This window comes from Lysobacter sp. yr284 (genome assembly GCF_900107375.1).
Lineage (GTDB): Bacteria > Pseudomonadota > Gammaproteobacteria > Xanthomonadales > Xanthomonadaceae > Lysobacter.
In genome coordinates this window covers 240039-262227 of sequence record NZ_FNPT01000005.1, presented here as the reverse complement: position 1 = coordinate 262227, position 22189 = coordinate 240039, and the positions used below count along the sequence as shown (strand labels likewise).

Annotated in this window: 17 protein-coding genes; 10 read left to right on the top strand and 7 right to left on the bottom strand. The window is 69.0% G+C overall.

Annotated features, from left to right (window positions below):
• The first annotated feature begins 87 nt into the window (after nucleotides 1–87).
• Nucleotides 88–438, top strand: coding sequence for a DUF1304 domain-containing protein (locus BLV01_RS11085; protein WP_091798860.1), 351 nt, complete (start codon nucleotides 88–90; stop codon nucleotides 436–438).
• A gap of 223 nt (nucleotides 439–661) precedes the next feature.
• Here the strand turns inward: BLV01_RS11085 and wrbA are convergent, their stop codons facing one another.
• Entirely contained in the window at nucleotides 662–1261 is a 600-nt protein-coding gene (wrbA, locus tag BLV01_RS11080) for an NAD(P)H:quinone oxidoreductase (protein WP_091798855.1), read from the bottom strand.
• A 496-nt stretch (nucleotides 1262–1757) separates the two neighbouring features.
• Between wrbA and BLV01_RS11075 the strand changes: the two genes are divergently transcribed.
• From BLV01_RS11075 to BLV01_RS11065, 3 genes are all read left to right on the top strand, one after another.
• On the top strand, nucleotides 1758–2930 hold the full coding sequence (locus tag BLV01_RS11075; protein WP_091799171.1) for an MFS transporter: 1173 nt from the start codon (nucleotides 1758–1760) through the stop codon (nucleotides 2928–2930).
• 225 nt (nucleotides 2931–3155) lie between these two features.
• Nucleotides 3156–3737 carry a hypothetical protein gene (locus BLV01_RS25395; protein WP_139178617.1) on the top strand — a complete coding sequence of 194 codons (582 nt, stop codon included), beginning with the start codon at nucleotides 3156–3158 and terminating at the stop codon, nucleotides 3735–3737.
• Between the two features lie 115 nt (nucleotides 3738–3852).
• On the top strand, nucleotides 3853–4443 hold the full coding sequence (locus tag BLV01_RS11065; RefSeq protein ID WP_091798842.1) for a TonB family protein: 591 nt from the start codon (nucleotides 3853–3855) through the stop codon (nucleotides 4441–4443).
• A 543-nt stretch (nucleotides 4444–4986) separates the two neighbouring features.
• Here BLV01_RS11065 and BLV01_RS11060 read toward each other — a convergent pair.
• From BLV01_RS11060 to BLV01_RS11040, 5 genes are all read right to left on the bottom strand, one after another.
• Complete coding sequence (locus BLV01_RS11060; protein WP_091798838.1) at nucleotides 4987–5232, bottom strand: XAC0095 family protein; 246 nt, start codon at nucleotides 5230–5232, stop codon at nucleotides 4987–4989.
• A 323-nt stretch (nucleotides 5233–5555) separates the two neighbouring features.
• Nucleotides 5556–5939, bottom strand: coding sequence for a hypothetical protein (locus tag BLV01_RS11055; RefSeq protein WP_091798835.1), 384 nt, complete (start codon nucleotides 5937–5939; stop codon nucleotides 5556–5558).
• 88 nt (nucleotides 5940–6027) lie between these two features.
• Nucleotides 6028–8271: a hypothetical protein gene (locus BLV01_RS11050; RefSeq protein ID WP_139178616.1), complete on the bottom strand. Its 2244-nt coding sequence runs from the start codon at nucleotides 8269–8271 to the stop codon at nucleotides 6028–6030.
• A gap of 241 nt (nucleotides 8272–8512) precedes the next feature.
• Entirely contained in the window at nucleotides 8513–8983 is a 471-nt protein-coding gene (locus tag BLV01_RS11045) for a hotdog fold domain-containing protein (protein ID WP_091799168.1), read from the bottom strand.
• A 285-nt stretch (nucleotides 8984–9268) separates the two neighbouring features.
• Entirely contained in the window at nucleotides 9269–11755 is a 2487-nt protein-coding gene (locus BLV01_RS11040; RefSeq protein WP_091798828.1) for an acyl-CoA dehydrogenase, read from the bottom strand.
• 360 nt (nucleotides 11756–12115) lie between these two features.
• Here BLV01_RS11040 and BLV01_RS11035 point away from each other — a divergent pair, with 360 nt between their 5' ends.
• The 6 genes from BLV01_RS11035 (at nucleotide 12116) to BLV01_RS11010 (ending at nucleotide 18781) form a co-directional block, all read left to right on the top strand.
• Nucleotides 12116–12796 carry a TetR/AcrR family transcriptional regulator gene (locus BLV01_RS11035; protein WP_091798825.1) on the top strand — a complete coding sequence of 227 codons (681 nt, stop codon included), beginning with the start codon at nucleotides 12116–12118 and terminating at the stop codon, nucleotides 12794–12796.
• Nucleotides 12797–12843: 47 nt separating this feature from the next.
• A complete protein-coding gene (locus tag BLV01_RS11030) occupies nucleotides 12844–14637 on the top strand; it encodes a phosphoenolpyruvate carboxykinase (GTP) (RefSeq protein ID WP_254782599.1) in 1794 nt (597 codons plus the stop codon).
• Nucleotides 14638–15007: 370 nt separating this feature from the next.
• Nucleotides 15008–15595, top strand: coding sequence for an RNA polymerase sigma factor (locus BLV01_RS11025; protein WP_254782597.1), 588 nt, complete (start codon nucleotides 15008–15010; stop codon nucleotides 15593–15595).
• Nucleotides 15592–16239: a hypothetical protein gene (locus BLV01_RS11020; RefSeq protein ID WP_091798819.1), complete on the top strand. Its 648-nt coding sequence runs from the start codon at nucleotides 15592–15594 to the stop codon at nucleotides 16237–16239. The genes BLV01_RS11025 and BLV01_RS11020 overlap by 4 nt, the downstream gene beginning before the upstream one ends.
• Nucleotides 16240–16257: 18 nt before the next feature.
• Nucleotides 16258–17205, top strand: coding sequence for a DUF4097 family beta strand repeat-containing protein (locus BLV01_RS11015; protein WP_091798816.1), 948 nt, complete (start codon nucleotides 16258–16260; stop codon nucleotides 17203–17205).
• A 304-nt stretch (nucleotides 17206–17509) separates the two neighbouring features.
• Nucleotides 17510–18781, top strand: a complete 1272-nt coding sequence (locus BLV01_RS11010; protein ID WP_254782595.1) for an aspartyl/asparaginyl beta-hydroxylase domain-containing protein — start codon at nucleotides 17510–17512, stop codon at nucleotides 18779–18781.
• A gap of 211 nt (nucleotides 18782–18992) precedes the next feature.
• On the opposite strand, the gene BLV01_RS11005 is transcribed toward BLV01_RS11010, so the two are convergent.
• Nucleotides 18993–21896, bottom strand: a complete 2904-nt coding sequence (locus BLV01_RS11005) for a TonB-dependent receptor domain-containing protein (protein WP_091798811.1) — start codon at nucleotides 21894–21896, stop codon at nucleotides 18993–18995.
• Between the last annotated feature and the right edge of the window lie 293 nt (nucleotides 21897–22189).

Below are 22189 nucleotides of genomic sequence, written 5' to 3'. Positions count from 1 at the left end.
GCCCCGGAAGGCATGGCGCGCCCCACGCCTCGGCGCAAACTCTCGCCCAGGGCTTATGCTGCGCTTTCTTACTTCAGAGCCCGCCCCATGCCCTGGCTAGCCGTCGCCCTGACCGCCCTGGTCGCCCTGCTGCACACCTGGTTCCTGGTCCTGGAAATGTTCCTGTGGACCAAACCGCTGGGCATGAAGACCTTCCGCATGAACGCGGACAAGGCCGAGCAGACCAAGGTGCTGGCGGCCAACCAGGGGCTCTACAACGGCTTCCTGGTCGCCGGCCTGGTGTGGGCGCTGGTGTGCGCGCGCCAGGACGTGGCGACGTTCTTCCTGGCCTGCGTGGTGGTCGCCGGCGCGTTCGGCGCGGCGACCGTCAGCCGCCGGATCTTCTACGTGCAGGCCGTGCCGGCGATCGCCGCGCTGGCGGCGTGGTGGCTGCTGTGATCGCGGCGGCCGCTCAGGCCGCCGGCATGCGGGACCTGTAGCGCGGCCTGCTGTTGTGGGAGGGCCTTCAGGCCCGACGCTTTTCGTTCCGAGCTGATCGAAAGGCGTCGGGCCTGAAGGCCCTCCCACAAACCGCTTCCATCCGCCGAAGCCGCGCCGGCGAATCGAATCGCCGCATCCGCCACCGGCGCAACCCAGCGCGGGCGCGACGCGGCGGCCGAACTCAGCCGTGCAGCTTCAGCGCCGTCTGCGCCACTTCGCGGCCCTGGTAGCGCGCCGCGTCGAGTTCGTTCTGGGTCGGCTGGCGCGAGCCGTCGCCGCCGGTGATGGTGGTAGTGCCGTACGGCGAGCCGCCGGTGACCTCGTCCAGGCGCATCTGCCCGGAATAGCCGTAGTTCAGGCCGACGATCACCATGCCGAAGTGCAGCAGGTTGGTGATGATCGAGAACAGCGTGGTCTCCTGGCCGCCGTGCTGGGTCGCGGTGGACGTGAACGCCGCGCCGACCTTGCCGTGCAGCGCGCCCTTGGCCCACAGCCCGCCGGCCTGGTCGAGGAAGTTGGCCATCTGCGAAGACATCCGGCCGAAGCGCGTGCCGGTGCCGACGACGATGGCGTCGTAGTGCTCCAGGTCGGCGATCTGGGCGACCGGCGCGGCCTGGTCGAGCTTGTAGTGCGACTTGCGCGCGACGTCCTCGGGCACCAGCTCGGGCACGCGCTTGATGTCGACCTGCGCGCCGGCTTCGCGCGCGCCCTCGGCGACGGCTTCGGCCATCTTTTCGCAGTGGCCGTACGCGGAGTAATAAAGCACCAGAACCTTTGCCATGTCGGGTCGCCTCGGGTTGGACAGGGCGTCGAGCCTAGGCCGGCGATGTTTCAGGCGGTGTGACGGGTGTCGGCGAACGGGTGGGAGGGCCTCCGGGCCCGAGGTTCCCTGCTTTTGCGGGAGGGCCTTCAGGCCCGATGCGCTTGTTTCGGATCGCTGCGACCTGAGCGGACAGCATCGGGCCTGAAGGCCCTCCCACGAGCGCCGGCCACTGTGCCGCACCCGGTCGCGCGCTACTAGTTCGCGATCCGGGATAAACAGTCCCGATCCGCGCCGAACCCGCCAAACCCAGCAACGCCAGGGCTTGCGCGCATTGTCCCCGCTCCGGAACAATACCGGCGCGGCGTTGCGGTTTATCCCGCCCTCGCGCCCGCCTAGAGTGCACGCACTCGCCGGCCACGCCACGCCGGCCCGGTTCCCTGCGAATCCCTTCTCTTCCTCGTCGCTCCGGCGCGCAATCGCGCGCGCCGGCGACATGCCGTCTTTGGAGTCCGCCGTGTTACTGCCCCTGATCCTGCTCTCGGCCGCCGGCTTCACCGTGCTGACGACCGAATTCATCCTCGTCGGCCTGCTGCCCTCGCTCTCGCGCGACCTCGGCGTGAGCGTGTCGCAGGCCGGCCTGCTGGTGACCCTGTTCGCCTTCGCGGTCGCCGCCAGCGGCCCGTTCCTCACCGCCTATTTCGCCCGCTTCGAGCGCAAGCGCCTTTTCATCATCGTGCTGCTGCTGTTCGCCGCCTCCAACGTGGTCGCGGCGATGGCGCCGAACCTCGGGGTGATGGCGCTCGCGCGCCTGATCCCCGCGCTCGGCGTGCCGGTGTTCTGGGCGCTGGCCAGCGAAACCGCGGTCGATATCGCCGGCCAGGATCGCGCCGGCAAGGCGATCTCGATGATCTCCTTCGGCGTGATCTGCGCCACCGTGATCGGCGTCCCCACCGGCACCCTGATCGCCGACGCGTTCGGCTGGCGCGCCGCGTTCGTCGCGCTCGCCGTCGCGTCCTTGCTCAAGGCCGGCATGCTCTACGCCTTCCTGCCCGACAGCCGCGGCGCGCAGCCGCCGAAGCTGGGCGAACAGTTCCGCGTGCTGCGCGACCCGCGCGTGGTCGGCCACGTGCTGATGTCGGTGATCCTGTTCGCCGGCATGTTCACCGCCTACACCTATCTGGCCGACATGTTCGAGCGCCTGGCCGGCTTCAACGGCTCGGTGGTCGGCTGGGCGCTGATGGCCTTCGGCGCGGTCGGCCTGATCGGCAACACCCTGGGCGGGCGCATCGTCGATCGCCACCCGCTGCGCGCCTCGCTGATCTTCAGCGTGCCGCTGGCGATGGGCCTGGTGCTGGTGGTGCCGTCGGTGCAGACCCTGCCGCTGTTCGCCGTCGCCTTGGCCCTGTGGGGCATCACCCAGGCCGCGCTGTTCCCGGTCAGCCACGTGCGGGTGATGAAGTCCGCCCCGCAGGCCCCGGCGTTCGCCGCCGCGCTCAACGTGTCCGGCGCGAACCTCGGCATCGGCGTCGGCGCGATCATCGGCGGGCGGGTGATCGATGCGGTCGGCGTCGGCGGGGTGGGGTATGCAGCGGCGGCGCTGGTCGGGCTGTCGGTGGTGGTGGGGGTGGTGCTGATGTCGGTGGGGCAGGCGGCGGAACCCGAGCCCGAGCCGGAAGGCGCCGGCTGAGCGGGTTCGAAAGCAAAGCCCCGCCAGTGCGGGGCGTTTGCTTGATCGGAGCTTTGGCTGGGGTCGGGTCGGCCTGATACGTACTCGTCTGGACGTGAGCCGGCCAGGCCTGGGCGGTGTCGCAAGGCGCGGCTTCGTGCATTTGCCCTCGTGAAGCGAGCGGCATGACCCGCTGGAAGCCGAAGCCGAGCCACCCGATTCTTGTGTCGCCGGACGGCTTGGCCGATGATCGCGTTGCAGCGTACCCGCCTGCTCCGCGCGCTCCAGCAACTTGGTGATGCCATGCGCCTACTCGCCGTTTGTGCTTCGCTTATTGCATCGCTCGCGACCGTTCCCGCTGTCCACGCGGCTCCCGATGCGTTGCAGGCGCTGGAAACGCTCAAAAGCGATTATCCGGCAGCGAAATACTGGCCTCGTGCCGCGGAAGGCTCCATCGAGTTCTGCGGGGGCGATTGGTGTCAGGAAGTAATGGGGGTCGGTGCCAAGTCGTCTGCAGAAGCATGGGACGCCGCCTTCGTCTTGTTCTATTTCCTCGATCCCGACGAGGGCTACACAAAGCGCAGGCACGACACGGCACAGCGCATCGTCGCGCGCGCGGCGAAGCACTGTCTGCTACGGGCAGGGGACTTGCGGGCATCCTGCGTTCTGGATTCGCTGCAGAAGAAGTTCGGATTCAAGTATCGGCGGGTCCAGTACGACGTCGGATACCGATGCCATAGCGAAATCGCGGTCGCGCCCCCGTTCTTCACCCGGAACGGCGGGTGCACGCGCATGCAAAAGGACACGTTCCCCCAGCACCCCGATTAGGCCGGAGCTCGAATCATCGGGGCGGGCTGCGAGGTTCAAGCCCCGGCAACGCGGCCCTGCCTTTGCGGCCGGACCCGCCGCGAAGATCGGCGCCCGTACATGGACAATTGGGCTAATGAAAAAAACCGTCTTGTCGGTTCTGTTGCTCGGCACTTGCTCGTTCGCGAACGCGCAAGAGATCAAGACGGTGGCGCGGGATCTGGCCGACGAGATCGGTCCGGTCGATCTCCAATCGGGCGTCACGCAACGCCAGGCCGGCGTCATCGCGCAATTCTATTGCCGGCGCCACATCGCCGGCTGTGGGCCGGTTGCGCCCGCGGTGGAGCGAAGCTCCGAGTGGGAGGTCACGCCGTTTACCGGAATCGAAGGCGCCCCTGGCAAGGACAAGATCGTCGTAAGCAAGCGCTCGGGGAATGCTTCCTGGGGCCAGGGCCCTGCGCTTGATGTGCTGGCGCTGATCCATTCGGCAGGCGCTGCGCCGAAGCCGATAAACGACAAGGCCGGCAAGCTTGGCGATCCGGCGGGGCCCAGGGTGAAAGTCCAGTTCGTTGTCTCGCCCGATGGTGCGGCCGCAGATGTCAGGTTCAGGCAGTCGTCGCGCGATCCAAACTGCGACCGGCGCGCGGGCCGTGTCGTCGAGGGCTGGCGATTCCCGCCTCGGGCGCAGCCGATTGAGCTCGTCGCGACCTTGGGCTGCGGCGGATGAACGCCTGCTCACGTTCGGATGCATCGCCGGATAGCGGCTCGTAGGCTTGCGGACGCAAGCGCGCCAGACGAAGTCGGCCGGCCGCAAACCGCCGAATCCCGGCCGCGAGCGGATGCGTCTCGCGGCAGGTCCGCTGAGCGTTGCGCGCAAGACGGATGGCCTTGCGCGCAACCCGGAAGGCTTGCGCGCAACGCTCCGGAGCTTGCGGCCACGATCCATTCGGCGCTGCGCGCAAGGCAAAAAGGCTTGCGGCCGATGCATCGGGTGTTGCGGGCAACGCGATTTGGCCGGCGCGCAAAGCGAAAAGACGCGGCATCGCAAGGCTGGACGGCTTGCGGCCGGCAGTTCGGGGCTTGCGCCCGGGCGGCACGGGCCGACGGCGGAGCGCGGTGGCTTGCGGCTGGCCCGGATCGGCTTGCGCGCAAGCCTGGGAGCGTTGCGATTGAGGCGGCGCGGCGTGCGTTCGCGGCGGTTCGGGGCGCGTCTGGGGCGGGGCCGAAGGTCGCCGCCGGCTGGACGGCGACCGGTGGGCGGTGAAGGGGCTTAGTCGGCGCGGGCGGTCTGCAGGTTGCCGTGGACTTGGTCGGCCCACAGGCGGAACACGTGGGCCAGGGCGCGGCGGCGCGATCGTTCGGGTTTGCTGCGCAGGTCGGGCGACGGGGCGGTGGCGGGGTCGATGGTCTGGGCGATGCCGATCAGTTCGTCGCGGAAGGCTTGCAGGCCGTGGTAGGCGTCGGCGGGCAGCAGGACGTAGTGCGCGGGGATCGCGGGCGCGGTTCTTCGGGGCATAAGCGGTACTCCTCTCCATGAGCCAGTGGCCTGCGCTGCGCGGACGCGCAGGCGGGATGTCGGGAGGTTAGAAACCGTACGTAGACGGCGGGCTTATTCCCCTTTCGGGTGTTGTATTCGCCGCCCTCCCGACGCAGGACGCATGCGTCGGCAGTGCCCGAAGAACGGGCACAAAAAAAACCACCGGTATTTCGGAGGTGGCTACCGCTACGTAAGGAGTTTCTACGCTCCGTCGCGGAGCCTGCTACTCGCAAAAACGCTTGTCAATAGCCGTTCGCGAAGCTTTTTTCAGTCGTGCGCAACGTTGACGCACACGATGCACATCAAACCGAAAGCCACAACGGCACCGCGAACAACACCGCCCCCAAAACGAACAGCGCCGTCAACGCATGCACCATCGGCCGATTGATCCGCAGAAACACGAACTGCTCGATCGTCCGCCCGACCCAGAACAACGACATGCCCAACAGCACCGCGCGCCCGAGCGGAGTGCTGTGCAATTCGTTGGCGAAGCAGAAACACAAAACGGCGACGCCGGCGGCGACGTAGATCAGCCGCAGGTTGAGGATCTGGATGATCGCGCGGTCGGCGACCGTCGCGCTGCGCAAGGTTTGCCGCCAGCCGAACAGCTTCCAGAACCCCACGTGGAACAACGCGAAACCCAGGCTGTGCAAGCCGGCGAGGTAGATCCAGGCGGTGGCGTCCATGCGCGCACTCTAGCCGATGCGCGCCGCCGCGGGCGCGCACCGGTGTCGCACCCCGCGCGCGTGCGTGCGCGCGGGGCGGACGCGGATTTCAGTGGTCGTGTCCGTTGCCGTTGCCATGGCAATCGCACGGCACCGCCAACGCGTAGGCCGCGGCGTCGTGGGCGTTGTAGCCCAGGCTGCCGTAGCCGTCGGTGGCGGTGCCCCAGACGTTGAGCACTTCGGCGAACGCGGCGTTGGCGCAGCCGCCGCCGAGGCCGGGGTTCACCGTCAGCAGCGTGTTGACCGGCACCGGCTTGGAATAGACGAAGTCCGGGCCTTCGCTGAAGTTGCCGTCGGTGGACGCCGCGCTGGCGGCGCCGACGATGCCGCCGGTATCGGCCTGAGGCACGGCGGTGGCGGTGCCGCGCGTGGTGGTGTAGTCGAAGGTGGCGAAGCCCCACGGGTGGCGGGCGAGGAAGGACACGGTCGCCACCGCGCCGGGCTGGTACTCGATGAAGCCGCATTCGGCATCCACGCCGAGGCCGGCGCCGGACACCGGGCGGATGTCGGCGTCGCAGCGGTTGTTGTCCACGCGCAGGATCATGCGGAAGCCGACCAGGTGCGCGCCGCTCATCAAGCGGTTGAACGCGGGCGCGGCGACGGTGTCGACTTCGTCGGCGCCGAACGGCGCGGCTTCGTCGGCGATGGCCAGGGCGATGCCGGCGGCGGTCCAATCGACCACGCTGTTGTCGGCGCGCAGCAGTTCCAGCTTGAGTTCGTACTGTCCGGCCGTGGCCGCGGCTTTCTCCGCGTCGCTGGCGCCGGCGGGCAGGCCGCTGGGCAGCAGCGTGGTTTCGAAATGCGCGCTGGCGAGGTCTTCGCGTTCGTCCAGGGTTTCCCAGTCCAAGCCGGGCGCGGGCGGGTCGGGCGGCTGGATGCGGAACTTGTTGTCGCCGTCCGGGCCCATCGGGTCGGACGGGAACGCGGGCAGGCCGCCCGGGCCGAGCACCGAGTAGTGGCGCGTCACGTCGCGGGTGACGATGGTCCATGCGCCGACGGCGGGCGCGGCGCCGTCTGGGCCGGTCAGGCGCCGGTACGACCAGCGATAGTGGGTGACGCCGGCGGCGATGAGGTTGCCGCGGCTCATCCATACGCGCGGTTCGATCTTGCCGCCGAACGGCGCGCCGTCGTCGCTGAGGCCGTTGTTCTGGATCTCGCTCAGGCTCACGCCGCGGCCGATCGACATCACCGCCACGCTCAGGCCCGGCAGGTCGGGGTCGCCGCCGCAGGCGGGCACGCGCGGGTCGTCCACGCGCAAGGTCACCTCGCTGCCGCACACGTAGTTCCAGTGCGTCCAGCAGGCGATGGGCGGGCGGTACACGGTTTCCCAACTGCCGCCGATGGGGTATTCGACCCAGAAATACAGGTCGGGATGGTCGCCGTCGCAGCGGAAGATCAGCAGTTTTTCGAAGCGGCCGAAGGCGTCGGTCTCGACCACCGCCAACTCGTCGCAGCGGAAACGCCACCACCACCACGGCCACAGGCACAGGTAGTACTTCAGCGAATCGATGTTGAGGGTGAGCGCGCTGCGGACCTGGTTGACCGAGGATGCGGTCAATCCCGCCAGCGGCGTGCCCTGCAGTTGCAGCGCGATGCCCGGCGGCAGCGGTTGCGGGTTGAGCGCGACGCGGTCGGCGCTCTTGCGCGCGAGCGCGGCGAGGTTGGGTTGCGGCTGCGGATGGATCGCGGTTTCTACGCCGGGGAACCGCAGCGGCGAGCGTATGCGCGCGATCGGGCCGGGATCGGGGCCGGGGCGCGGCGGCACCGGGATCTTGCGCAGCACCGCGTGCAGCAGGTCGTCGCGCAGGCGCAGGATGTCGCGGTCGGGCAACTGGGCGATGATCCGCGGCCAGCGGTCGACTTCGCAGATGTGCACGCGCGCGCCGCAGACCGGGCGATCCTGGGTGTGGCCGGCGGGGCCGACCGGGCGCACCACGCGGCCGCGCACCGGGCAGAAGCAGAACGGCCACAGATCCACGATGCGGCCGGGCACGCGCACGCGATCGGTCAGGCGTCCGCGCAGGCCGTCGGCGAGCACGATCTCGTAGCCGTGGGCGCGCTGCATGTCGCGCAGGGTGGGTTGTTTGTCGGCGTTGTCGGGAGCGAGGAACACGCGGCTTTCGCGCGCTTGTTTCTCGCTCAACGGCAGCGTGGTCGCGCCGTCGCGCACGGGCGCGCGGGCGATCATGCGGCCGTTGCGGTCGAAGGCGTAGGCGTGCAGTTCGCCTTGCGCGGGTTTCTCCAGTTCGATCTTCAACGTCAGCGTTGCTTGGGGGGCGGGGCTCTTGGCCATGACGGCTATCCTCATCGGCATAGGGACACGCCGCCGCGCGGCTGCGCGACGGCACAGGAAGACCCGGCCCGCGCGGTCGGCAGGCAAGAGCGAGAAGAACGGGGGAAGTACAGCGGATGACGGTCCGGCGCTACGTCCTGTGGGGGATGGATCTCCTACCCCTGACCAACGCGGGCGACCCGCGTGCACGGACGCGCGCGGTCGCCGCGGGGATTACAGCCGACGAGCGGTCGCGCAGCGCTTACGATTTGCGCGGCGACACGCGCATGGTGATGCGCGCGCGAAACACGGTTTCGTTGGCCGGGTTGTGGATGTCCACGTTCACCGGCAGGTCGTAGGGCGCATCGGACTCGACGATGGGCGCGGCCGGGGTGGCCACGGCGCGCAGCGTGCCGACGGCTTTCTTCAGGTATTCGACCTGCATGCCGACGGGAATCCAGCGCATGGATTTGGGGATGCTGACGTCGGTCATCACGCCGCCGGTGAGTTCGGCGAGGTTGCACATGGCGATGGCGTGGACGGTGCCGAGGTGGTTGGTGACGGCGCGGCGGTGTTTGATCGTCGCGGTGCAGCGGTTGGGTTCCAGCGATTCGAAGCGCGGCTTGATGCTGCCGAAGTAGGGCGCTTTCATGCAGACCGCGCGCGAGAACAGCCAGTGGCCGGCGGGGTAGCGGGTGAGTTTTTTGTACAGGGCGAGGACGTTGGCGCTCATGGTGCTGGGCTCGTCGTTGAAGAGGGAGTTCGCGCAGTCCTTACCAATCGTCATTCCCGCGAAGGCGGGAATCCAGGGCTTTACCGCGACATGACTCTGAAGTCTCTGGATGTTCGGCTTCGCCGAAGTAAAGCGGAACCCGCCTTCGCGGGAATGACGGTAGGAGGGTGGCGTCGCGGTTGATCGGCCGCGGTCGGGCGCCGCAAGCGCCGCATACCAAAACGGCGGACCCGAAGGCCCGCCGTTCCAGTCATGCATCGCCTCGCATGCGCGGGCGCCGCGCGCTTACGCCGCCGCGCGCGTGTCGCCGCGGCCGGCGCTGTCCTGCGGATACGGCTTGTAACCCGCCGAGCGCAGCTCGGCAGCGTCGAAGTCGTCCACGCTGATCGCGTCGATGGTCATCTCGCGCAGTTCTTCCAGCTGCTTGCGTTCATCGGCGGTGATCCAGCCTTCGCGCACGCCCTCGTCGAGCTGGCCGGCGAAGTCCAGCGCCTGGATGTCGCTGTTCTTCAGCGCCTTGAGGAACTTGCGCTCGACCGGCTCGGCCAGGATCACCTTCTGCAGGTAGCTGTTGATGCGGCCGGCCGGGTTGTTCGCGCACGGGGTCAGGAACACGCCCTCGGCGAGGCGGTCGCGGGCGTCGTTGGGCGACATCAGCAGCGCCGCGGCGCGGTGGCCGAGGCGGTCGCTCGGCGCCTGCGCGCGGCGGCCCCACGGGAAGATCAGCGCCCACAGCAGGTAGCCGACCGGACGGATCGGGAAGTTGCGCAGCGCGCCCGACAGCGCCAGTTCGATCTTGTGCACGGCGTCGTGGAAGGCCCAGGCCAGCAGCGGCTGGTCGCCGACCGGACGGCCTTCGTCCTCGTAGCGCTTGAGCATGGAGCTGGCGATGTAGAGCTGGCTGAGCACGTCGCCCAGGCGGCCCGACAGCGATTCCTTGAACTTGAGCTTGCCGCCGAGCAGCAGCATCGAGGTGTCGGCCATCAGCGCCAGCGTGGCCGAATAGCGGTTGAGCTTGCGGTAGTAGCGGCGGGTGTAGGTATCGCCCGGGGCGGCGCCGATGCGCGAGGCGGTCAGGCCGTACCACAGGCTGCGCACCGCGTTGGAGATGGCGAAGCCGATGTGGCCGAACAGGTTCTTGTCGAACTCGCGCAGCGCTTCGGCCTTGTCGGGCAGCATCGCCGCCTTCATTTCCTTGAGCACCCACGGGTGGCACAGGATCGCGCCCTGGCCGAAGATCATCAGCGAGCGCGTCATGATGTTCGCGCCTTCCACCGTGATCATGATCGGCACCGCCTGCCAGTTGCGGCCGGCGTAGTTCTTCGGGCCGAGGATGATGCCCTTGCCGCCGTGGATGTCCATCACGTCCTTGGCCACGTCGCGGGCCATGTCGGTGCAGTGGTACTTGGCGATGGTCGAGGGCACGGCCGGGTTTTCGCCGCGCGCGACCGCCGCGGCGGTGGCCTGCGACAGCGCGCTGACCGCGTACGCGTGGCCGGCGATGCGCGCCAGCGCTTCCTCGACGCCTTCGAAGCGGCCGACCGACAGGCCGAACTGCTTGCGGATGCGCGCATACGCGCCGGTGACGATCGCGCCCATCTTGGCGCCGCCGCTGCCGGAGGAGGGCAGGGTGATCGAACGGCCGATCGACAGGCATTCCACCAGCATCTGCCAGCCCTTGCCGGCGTAGGCTTCGCCGCCGATCAGCTGGCTCAGCGGGATGAACACTTCGCGGCCGTGGATCGGGCCGTTCTGGAAGGTGCAGTTGAGCGGGAAGTGGCGGCGGCCGACTTCGACGCCGGCGGTGTCGCGCGGCACCAGCGCCAGGGTGATGCCGATGTCGCGCTTGTCGCCGATCAGGCCGTCCGGGTCGTACATGCGGAACGCCAGGCCGATCAGCGTGGCCACCGGCGCCAGGGTGATGTAGCGCTTGTCGAAGGTGAGCTTGACGCCGACCACGCGCGCGCCGTTCCACTCGCCCATGGTGACGATGCCGTAGTCCGGGATCGAGGTCGCGTCCGAACCGGCCCACGGGCCGGTCAGGCCGAAGCAGGGCACTTCGCGGCCGTCGGCCAGGCGCGGCAGGTAGTGGTCCTTCTGCTCCTGGGTGCCGTAGTGCATCAGCAGCTCGGCCGGGCCCAGCGAGTTGGGTACGCCGACGGTGGAGCTGACCACGCTCGACATCGACGCCAGCTTCTGGATGACCTTGTGGTTGGCCAGCGCGCTGAAGCCCAGGCCGCCGTATTCCTTGGGGATGTTGAGGCCGAAGAACTTGTTCTTCTTGATGTAGTCCCACAGCTGCGGCGACAGATCGGCATCGACGTGGGTGATCTGCCAGTCGTTGGTCATCTTGCACAGCTCTTCGGTCGGGCCGTCGAGGAAGGCTTGCTCCTCGGCGGTCAGCACCGGCTTGGGCTGGCTCAGCAGCTGCTGCCAGTCGGGCTTGCCCGAGAACAGCTCGCCCTCGAAGCCGACCGTGCCGGCCTCCAGCGCGGTGCGCTCGGTTTCCGACAGCGGCGGCAGGATCTTGGTGTAGAAGCCCAGCAGCGGCTTGGTGATGAACGGCAGCCGGATCGCCGGGATCAGCAGCGGCAGCGCGATCAGCGCGACCAGCACCGCGGCGACGATGGTCGCGGTCGGGTTGGCGCCGAGCAGCCAGCAGGCGACCAGCGCGGTCGCGGTCAGCGCGGCCCACACCGGCAATCGCAGCCGGTGGTAGGCGGCGATCGCGCCGATAAGCAGGAAGGCGAGGAAGGGGATCGCGATACTCATGACGGCGCTCCAGGGGATGCGGCTGGAATCAATCTGGCGGTGAAGGCCGGACTTTGGGAGCCAGGCCCCATTTAGGGCTTGTTCGGGTGGTTCGCGCGTGATGCCGTCCATTCAAACGCTGGCATCAAACGCATAACATACGGTCGAGTATGGGTTCGCCCTTGGAGTGCTGTCAACCGACCCGCCGCGGTTTTTCGCGCAACGCTGCGTTCGCGCCCCGCCGGTCCGGGCATCGGGCGTTTTCGCCGAAGTTCTGTTGCATTGCAGCAATTTCCCGGGCCGTTGCGAACCTGACTCAATGCAGGGTTTGCTGCACTGCGTACTGTCCCCGACCGAGGCGTATGGATAAACTTGTCATCCATGAACCAGCCCGCCTCGAACAAGCCCGAGCCCGCGCTCGACACCGCGTCCGCCGACGCCAAGTCCTCCGCGTCGTCCGCCTCCGCCAAGAGCGAGGGCAAGGCCGACGCCAAGCCCGAACGCAGCGGACGCCTGAGCGCCGACGATTGGGCGCAGGCCGCGCTCGATCTGATCGCCGAACAAGGCGTCGCCGCCGTCGCGGTCGAACCGCTGGCGCGCCGTCTCGGCGTGACCAAGGGCAGCTTCTACTGGCACTTCCCCTCGCGCGATGCGTTGTTGGTCGCGGCGCTGGAGCGCTGGGAGAAAGTCGAACAGGAAACCGTGTTCGGCCAGCTCGAACCGATCCCCGACCCGCGCCAGCGCCTGCGCTCGCTGTTCCACCTCGTCGCCCACGAGGTCAAGTCGCACATCATCTATTCCGAGCTGCTCAAGGCGCTGGACCATCCGGCCGTGCAGCCGGTGATCGGGCGCGTGTCCGAACGCCGCCTGGATTACCTCACCGCGTCGTTCCGCCAGGCCGGCCTGAGCCGCACCGACGCGCAGCATCGCGCGCGCCTGCTCTACGCCGCCTACGTCGGCTTCCTGCAGCTGAACCTGCAGCTGCACCAGACCCGCATGCAACACGACGAGTTCGAGGCCTATGTCGAGCACATGATGGCCACGCTCATTCCCTCGTCGTAACCCGTTTCCTTTCCGATCCCCCGGAGCGCACTGCCGTGAATGCCAATTTGAAAGATCCCGCCCCCGCGACTGCCGTGCCGGGGAGCGCGGGCAGTTCGTTGCCGGCGCTCAACCAGTGGGTGGCGCAGGTGGCTGCGCTGACCCGTCCCGACCAGATCCACTGGTGCGACGGCAGCGACGCCGAATACCAGGCGCTGCTGCAGCGGATGCTGGCCGACGGCACCCTGGAGACCTTGAACCAGGACACCCACCCGGGCAGCTACCTGCACCGTTCGCACCCGGAGGATGTCGCCCGCGTCGAGCACCTGACCTTCGTGTGCACCAACGAGCGCGAAGACGCCGGCCCGAACAACCACTGGATGGCGCCGCGCGAAGGGCACGCCAAGATGGACGCGCTGTTCGAGGGCTGCATGAAGGGACGCACGATGTACGTGATCCCGTACTGCATGGGCCCGATCGACTCGCCGCTGGCGCGGTGCGGCGTGGAGATCACCGATTCGCCGTACGTGGTCGCCAACATGCGCACGATGACGCGCATGGGCGCCGCCGCGCTCAAGCGCATCGAGTCCGGCGATTCGTTCGTGCGCGGCCTGCATTCGATCGGCGAGCTCGATCCAGAGCGCCGCTTCATCATGCATTTCCCCGACGAGCTGGCGATCAAGTCGTTCGGCTCGGGCTACGGCGGCAACGCCCTGCTCGGCAAGAAGTGCCATGCGCTGCGCATCGCCTCGCACCAGGCGCGCCAGGAGGGCTGGCTGGCCGAGCACATGCTGATCGTCGGCATCGAGAACCCGCAGGGCGAGACGCATTACATCGCCGCGGCGTTCCCGTCGGCCTGCGGCAAGACCAACCTGGCGATGCTGATCCCGCCGGAAGGCTATCGCCAGGCCGGCTGGAAGGTGTGGACGGTCGGCGACGACATCTGCTGGATGCGTCCGGGCGCCGACGGCCGCCTGTACGCGATCAATCCGGAGGCCGGTTACTTCGGCGTCGCGCCGGGCACCTCGGCCAAGTCGAACCCGAACGCGCTGGCTTCGATCCAGACCAACACCATCTTCACCAACGTCGGCGTCACCGCCGACCACCAGCCGTGGTGGGAAGGCCTGGACAACGGCCAGAGCCCGGTCACCGACTGGCGCGGCAACGCCTTCGACGCGGCCAAGGGCCCGGCCGCGCATCCGAATGCGCGCTTCACCGTCTCGGCCAGGCAGTGCCCGAGCTATTCGCCCGAGGCGGAGAACCCGGCCGGCGTGCCGATCTCGGCGATCGTGTTCGGCGGCCGCCGCGCCTCGCTGGTGCCGCTGGTGTTCGAGGCGCGCGACTGGACCCACGGCGTGCTGGTCGGCGCGGCGATGGGCTCGGAAACCACCGCCGCCGCGACCGGCGCGGTCGGCGTGATGCGCCGCGACCCGATGGCGATGAAGCCGTTCTGCGGCTACAACTTCGCCGACTACTTCAGCCATTGGCTGTCGTTCGACCAGGGCGGCGCGAAGCTGCCGAAGGTGTTCCACGTCAACTGGTTCCGCAAGGGCGACGACGGCAAGTTCCTGTGGCCGGGCTTCGGCGACAACCTGCGCGTGCTGGAGTGGATGATCGGCCGGGTCAAGGGCGAGGCCGGCGCGGCCGACACCCCGATCGGGCACCTGCCGAAGGCGAGCGACCTCAACCTCGACGGCGTCGCGCTCAGCGACGAGGCCCAGGCCAAGCTGTTCGGCTTCGACCCGGCCGGCTGGAGCGCCGAGTTCGACAGCATCGGTGAGTACCTGCGCGAGTACGGCCCGCGCATGCCGCAGGCGCTGCACGACGAGCAGCAGCGCATCGCGGCGGCGTTGAAGGGCTGACAGCTGCCCGGCCGCTTCTCTTCCGGGCGGAAGAGGGGCGGGCGTTGCGATTCGACCGCGCGGCCCGGATGCCTGGCATTCGGGCCGCGTCGTCTGGGCGGCCGTCGACGTTCCGGCCGGCGATTCGGGCGACGTCCGTTGCGGCCGCATACGGCCGAGCCGCGCCTGTTGCAGACGTCATCCCCGCGAAGGCGGGGATCCAGAGACTTCAGAGTCCTGTCGCGATAAAGCCCTGGATCCCCGCGTTCGCGGGAATGACGCCTGGAGCGCGCGCCAGACCGGCCGACGGGTCCGCGGCCGCCGGCCCATCGCCCTGTTTCCCGCCCCGATGCCCTTAAACCCTGAGCCCCGACCCCGCATCGGACTCAGTATGCTGACCGCCGTGAACGACACCATGCCCGACGCCGCCCCCGCGCTCGACGCCGACGCCGACCAGGCCCTGGTCGCGCAGGCCGCCGCCGGCGGCGTGGCCGCCTTCGAGGCGCTGTACCGTCGCCACGCCAGCCGGGTGCACGGCGTGATCGCGCGCCTGGTCGGCTACCACGGCGCCCGCGCCGAGGACCTGACCCAGGAAGCCTTCGTCCGCGCCTGGCAGGCGCTGCCGAACTTCCGTTTCGAGTCGGCCTTCGGCACCTGGCTGCACCGGCTCGCGGTCAACACCGCGCTGATGGAACTGCGCGGCCGCCGCAGCCGGCCGTTCGAGGACAGCGACGAGGAAACCTTCGACACCCTCGGCAGCGCCGATTCGGCCGGCCACGTCACCGCGTTGTCGATGGACCTGGAACGCGCCGTCGCCAGCCTGCCGCCGCGCGCCCGCGCGGTGCTGGTGCTGTACGACGTGGAAGGCTGGAAGCATGAGGAGATCGCGGTCGAACTCGGCATGGCGGTCGGCAGTTCCAAGGCGCAATTGCATCGCGCGCGCAGCCTGCTGCGCGCCCGGCTCGGAGAACAGGCATGAACGAGAACGAGCTCCACCCGCGCGGCCCCGAGCGCGCCGGCGAAGGCGAACTGCCCGATGCGCTGCGCTGGCAGTTGCGCGCGCTGCGCCGCGACCAGCCGCCTGAGCGCGACCTGTGGGCCGGCATCGCCGCGCGCCTGGGCGAGCAGGCGCCGGCCGGTACGGAGTCGCCGTCGGCGCGGGTCGAGCCCGCCGCCGCCCGCCCCGCGCCGGAACCGGCCGCGATCGTCGCCCTGCCGCGCCCGGCCGCCGCGCGCCGCAACTGGATGGCGCCGCTGGCCTTGGCCGCGAGCGTGGCCGCGCTCGCGGTCGGCATCGGCGCGCACTTCCATGCGCAGGGCCCGGCCGCGCCGGCCGCCGAGGCGGTCGCCGGCCGCGGCGCCGCGGCCCAGGCCGCCGCGCCGAGCCTGGTCCAGCGCGAGGCCCAGGGCATGACCCTGCAGTACCAGGCCGCGCTGCGCGAAGTCGAGCCGGTGTCGTCGGCCACGGTGGCGATGAAGCCGGCCTTCGACGACCTCGACCGCAACGCCGCGCTGATCCTCGACGCGCTCTCGCACGACCCCGATTCGCGGATGCTGCTGGAACAGCTGCGCCGCACCTACGCACGCCGCCTCGCGCTCGCCCAGCGCCTGGCCTACACCTGATCCGAGGAGATCGCTCCGATGATGCCCGCCACCTTTCGCCGCCGCAGCGTCCTGCGCGCCTGCTCCGGCAGCCTGCTGGCCCTCGCCCTGGGCGCCGCGCTGCCGGCCTCGGCGTCCACCCCGATCAACGAAAGCCGGCCGCTCGACGGGCTCGGCAGCGTCGAGATCGACAACGTCAAAGGCTCGATCCAGGTCCGCGTCTGGGACCGCCCGGAGGTCAAGATCGAGGGCGAGCTCGGCGACGGCGTGGAGCGGCTGCAGATCGAAGGCGACCGCCAGCAGCTGTCGATCAAGGTGCGCTACCCCAACCGCGGCAGCGGCATCGGCTTCCTCGCCGGCGGCGACAAGAGCGAGCCGACCGACCTGCGCATCACCGTGCCGCTGCGCGCCAAACTCGACATCGACGCGGTCTCGGCCGACGTCGACGTCACCGGCGTGGCCTCGCGCGAGCTCAAGGTCGACAGCGTCAGCGGCGACGTGGTGGTGGCCGGCGCGCCGCGCGAGGCCGAGATCGAGAGCGTCAGCGGCGACCTGCGGCTGACCCTCAACAGCCCCAAGGTCTCGGCGCAGACGGTCAGCGGCGATCTCGACCTGCGCGGCCGCCTTACCGGCGAGGTCTCGGTGGAGTCGGTGTCGGGACGCATCGACGTCGCGGCGCACGAGTCGCGCTTGAACAAGGTGTCCGGCGAGTCGGTGTCTGGCGACCTGCGCATCGACGTGGCCCTCGCCGACGGCGGCGAGATCGGCCTGAAGACGGTCAGCGGCGACGTCCGCCTGCGCCTGCCGCGCAGCCTGTCGGCGGTGGTGCGCGGGGAAAGCTTCAGCGGCGACCTGCGCGCGCCCGACGCGCAGATCCAGCGGCCCAAGCACGGCCCGGGTTCGAGCTTCGAGCAGCGCTACGGCAGCGGCAGCGGCCGGGTGCGGATGGAGACCTTCTCCGGCGACGCGACCCTGGACCTGAACTGAGCGGCGCCCCTTGGCCTGCCGCGTAGGGCAGGGCGGGGAGGCGGATGTCGCCTGCGACGGGCGCGAACCGATCCGGTTCGCGCCCGTCGTCGTTTTAGCGGCGGATGCGGTGGGCGAGGTGGCGCCCTGCGTCCTCGCGCTGCGTTCGTGGGTTGCCGGCTGCGTTGGCCGATTCGCCGATAGCCCTACGACCGGGCAAACCAGCGAACCCATGCTTCGCTTCGCCGGTTGCGCGCGATGCGCGAAGCGCGCCCGGCGGTGTATGGTCTGGCCGATCACCATCACCCGGGGCAGGGGCGCGGTCTTGAGCGAACAGGTCAACCAACTGGTCCAGGCCGCCGGCCTGGCTTCGCGCGCGGGCCGCTGGCAGGACGCCGAGCGGCTGTGGCAGCAGGTGCGCGCGCTCGCGCCGCAGCATCCGCAGGCGCTCTACAGCCTCGGCGTCCACGCGCTGCAGCGCGGCGACGCCCAGGGCGCGATCGAGCTGTTGCGCGCCGCGCATGCGGCCGCGCCGCAGGACCCGATGATCCTGCTGTCGATCGGCATGGTCGAGCGCGAGCGCGGCAACGCCCAGGGCGAATCCGAAGCGATCCAGGCCGCGCTGGCGCTGGATCCGTACTTCCTCGCCGGCTTGCTGGCCAAGGCCTCGTGGCTGGAGCGCCAGGGCCAGGCGCGCGCGGCCGCGCTGGCCTGGCAGAACGCGCTGACGGTGGCGCCGCCGCAAGCGCACTGGCCGGACATGCTGCGCCCGCAGCTGGAGCAGGCGCAGCGCAAGGTCGAGCAATACCGCGACGAATTCGCCGCGTTCCTCGAGCACCGCGTCGGCGGCCCGCGCGAAGCGCTGGCGTTCGGCGCGCGCGGGCGCTGGCAGGAAGCGGCCTCGATCATGGTCGGCCGCAGCAAGCCTTATCTGTCGCAAAGCAACCAGCTGTGCGTGCCGCGGCTGCCGGCGATCCCGTTCTTCGAGCGCGAACAGTTCGCCTGGGTGGCCGAGCTGGAAAGCCGCACCTACGACATCCTGCGCGAGATGCGCCAGGCGCTGCGCGACGAGCAGGCCGAGTTCACGCCCTACATCGAGTACCAGCCCGGCGACCCGGTCAACCAATGGCGCGAACTCAACCATTCGCGGCGCTGGAGCACCTACAAGCTGTGGAGCTACTCGCAGCCGGTCGACGCGCACCTGGCGCGCTGCCCGGCCACCCGCGCCGCGCTGGAGGCGGTGGAGATGGCCGGCATCGCCGACGTCTGCCCGAACGCGATGTTCTCGGCGCTGGCGCCGCACACCCACATCCCGCCGCACCACGGCGAGACCAACGCCCGCCTGGTCGCGCACCTGCCGCTGATCGTCCCGGAGAACTGCAGCTACCGGGTCGGCTTCGAGCGCCGCGAGTGGAAGGTCGGCGAAACCCTGATCTTCGACGATTCGATCGAGCACGAAGCGCGCAACGACAGCGACGACCTGCGCGTGGTGCTGATCTTCGACGTGTGGAACCCGCTGCTGTCGCTGGCCGAGCGGGGGATGGTGGACGCGATGATGGCCGCGCACCGCGAGTTCCTGGCCGGCGCGCAGAGCTGAGGCGCCGGGGCGACGGCGGCATTGGTTGCTGCTTCGATGCGGGTGTCCCGGAGCGCGACGGCGAGCGGGTCGGAAGGCGTCGGGGCTGAAGCCCCTCCCACAACAGCTCGGTTCGCCGATGCTTTCTTCGGATTCCCGATTCCCGATTCCGGGGCAAAAAAAGAGGCGGGCCGAAGCCCGCCTCCAATGACTCGGATCGTAACGCTTTTTATTAGAACCGCATCGTCAGGCCCAGGGTGTAGTAACGGCCCAGGGTGTCGTAGAACTGCGGGAAGGTGTTGCCGCTGTTGTAGGTGGTGCTGCCGATGTTGCCGCCCACGACCGGCGGCGTCTTGTCGGCCAGGTTGGTCACGGTGAAGTTGATGCGGGCGTTCCACGGCAACTCATACGCCATGGTCAGGTCGAAGTAGTCGTAGGCGTCGATCGAGGTGTAGGGCTTGTACCAGGTGATCGGGCCCGGCTCGACGTCGACCGAGCTCAGGTGGCGCCAGTTCAGGCCCAGCTCGAAGTCCTTGATCGACCACACCGCGCGGAAGTTCGACTTGTAGTCGTAGATGATGCCGGCGGCGACGTTGCACGACACGCCATAGACGCCGACGCACTCGTGCTTGTACACCAGCGGATCGGCCTGGTAGTCGTACGAGTCGGTCTTGGTCAGATCCAGGGCGAAGTCGATGCGGCCCCATTCGTTGGCCAGCGGCAGGCCGTAGCGCACGCCCAGGTCCCAGCCGTCGGTCTTGATCCGGCCCTTGTTGGAGCGGTCCAGGAACGGGCCGCGCGCGCCTTCGTTGAGCGAGCCGTCGGTGGGGTGACGCGCACCGATCATCAGCTGGCACATCGGATGGTTGACGCTGAGGGTCGGGTTGAGCGCCTGGTCGTAGCAGCCGAACAGGGCGTCGCCGAGCAGCGGACGGGTGATCGCGTCCTTGATGTCGATCTTCCAGTAGTCCAGCGTGACCGAGAAGTCGTTGGTCGGCTGCCACACCAGGCCCAGGGTCTGGGTGTCGGCCTTTTCCGGGCCCAGGATCGGGTTGCCGCCGATGTAGGCGTAGGCCTGGCCGGAGTTCGGGCCGTCGATGCCGTTGGCGCTGTTGAGGATCGCCGCCGGCACGCCGGTGGCGACGCACAGCGCGCCGGTGGCGCTGGTCGGACCGCCGACCTTGGCCAGTTCCGAAGCCTGGCAGGGATCGACCGCGCTGTTGTCCAGGCTGCTGGTCAGCGGCTGGAACAGCTCGTTGACGTTGGGGGCGCGGGTCGCGCGCTGGAACATGCCGCGGAAACGCAGGGTTTCGATCGGCGCCCATTCCAGGCCGTACTTGTAGCTGCCGTAGTCGACGTCGGTCTGGCCCGACTTGAACTGGCTGTGGCGGTAGCCGGCTTCGAAGTTCAGAGCGTAGGCGCCGCTCTTGCCGCTGATCAGCGGAACGATCGTTTCGACATAGGCCTCGCGCAGGGTCAGGTTGCCGCGCACGTCGGGGTTGGCGCCGCCGGCGCCCTGGACTTCGTTGGGATCGCGCGAGGCCGCGTCGGCCTGGTTCATCGCCTCGACCTTGCGGCCTTCCAGACCGAACGCCAGGCCGATCGGGTACTCGGCCCACGGGCTCTTGAACTCGTCGCCGAGGTCGCCGTTGACCGTGCCCGACCACACTTCCTGCTCGACCCGCTGGGTCGCGAAGGTGATCACTTCCAGGAACTTCTTGGCGTCGGTGCCGAACGAGCCTTCCGGACCCCACAGGTTGATCGGCACGCAGCCGCCGCTCGGATCGACGCAGTTGACGCCGTCGCGGGTCAGCAGCGCCTGCTGGCTGCGGGTGTAGGACAGGAAGCCGCCGTTGACGACGAGCTGGTCGGCTTCGCCGTGCGACCAGTAAGCGTCGTAGCGCCAGTTGTCGTTGATCTTGCCGCGCACGCCCAGGGTGGTCTGGAAGACCTTGTTCTGGAAGTCGGTGCTGCGGGTGCCCAACTCGGTGGAGCGGCGCAGCACCGACGAGTTGAAGGTCGCGGCGCTGCCGACGACGCAGTCGGGAGCGGCGATGTTGAAGGTCGAGCACAGCTGCTGGCGGGCCGGCTCGGGCAGCAGCGGGTTGCCGATGCTGACGTCGAACCCGGCGCCGAACAGGCCGCCCGGGGCGATCTGCGAGGTCACGTCGGAACGGGTGTAGAGCACCTGCGCATAGGCTTCGGCGTGCTCGTTGAATTCGTAGCGGCCCAGCGCGGTGGCCTGCCAACGGTCCAGTTCGGTCTGGAAGTAGTTGAACGGGTTGTAGTTGAAGCGCTGGTTGATGCCGCCGAACGCGCCGGTGGCCGGATTGAACTGCCCCATCGGGCCGATGCGGGTCGGAATGCCGACGCTCGAACCGCCCTGGCTGCCGTCGGTGGAATCCAGGGTGAAGACGCTGTACTTGCGGCCGCCCTGCAGCAGCGGATCGTTGTCGGTCTTGCCGACGCTCAGCACCACGTTGCCCTTGCCGTCGTCCAGGTTCACGCCCATGGTGACCGTGGTGTTGCGGCGGTCGGCGTCCTGCTTGCTGGACTGGCCGTAGCTGGTGTTGACCTCGACGCCTTCGAAGTTGCGCTTGAGCACGAAGTTGACGACGCCCGACACCGCGTCGGCGCCGTACACCGCCGAGGCACCGCCGGTGACCAGGTCGACGCTGTCGATCAGCGCCAGCGGGATCACGTTGGTGTCGACCACGCCGAACAGGTTGAACGGTACGACGCGGCGGCCGTCCATCAGCACCAGGGTGCGGTTGTCGCCGAGGCCGCGCAGGTTGATGGTGGCACCGCCGTTGGCGCCGTTGTTGACGCCCGGACCGATCGCCGGGGTCGCACCCGGCAGCACCTTGAGGAAGTCCTCGGCGGTGACCGGCTGGTTGCGGTTGATCTCTTCGCGGTCGACGGTCATCACCGGGCTGTTGGTGGTGAGGCCGGGAATCGAAATATGCGAACCGGTGACCTGGATGCGATCCAGGGTCGTCGCCTCTTGCGCGGCGGCCGGCGCAGCGGGGGTAGCGCCGTCCTGGGCGTTGGCCAAGCCGATGCCGGCCAGGCTGGTGGCGCCCACGCACAACGCGAAGGTGATCGCGTCGCGCAACTTGTTGGTCTTCAGGGTCATCTCTCTCTCCAAGTGTCCTGAATGATTCGGGGGTCGGCAAAGGCGATGGCCAGCGGGCGAAAAGGTTTGCGCCCAAATTGGCAAAGCCGGTCCGATAGTAGTCCTCCTGTTCCAGTAATTAAAGTGTTGTTAAGAACAATGCTCCGGGGAGATTTGTGCTACCCGTTGCAGCGCGCCCGCTTGTCCGCGACCGGACAGGTCCGCAGGACCGGAGAGAGGGCGGGGCGGGCGCCAGGCGCACAAAAAACTACGGCCCCTTGCGGGGCCGTAGTCGAAGCGTCAGGAACCTAGAA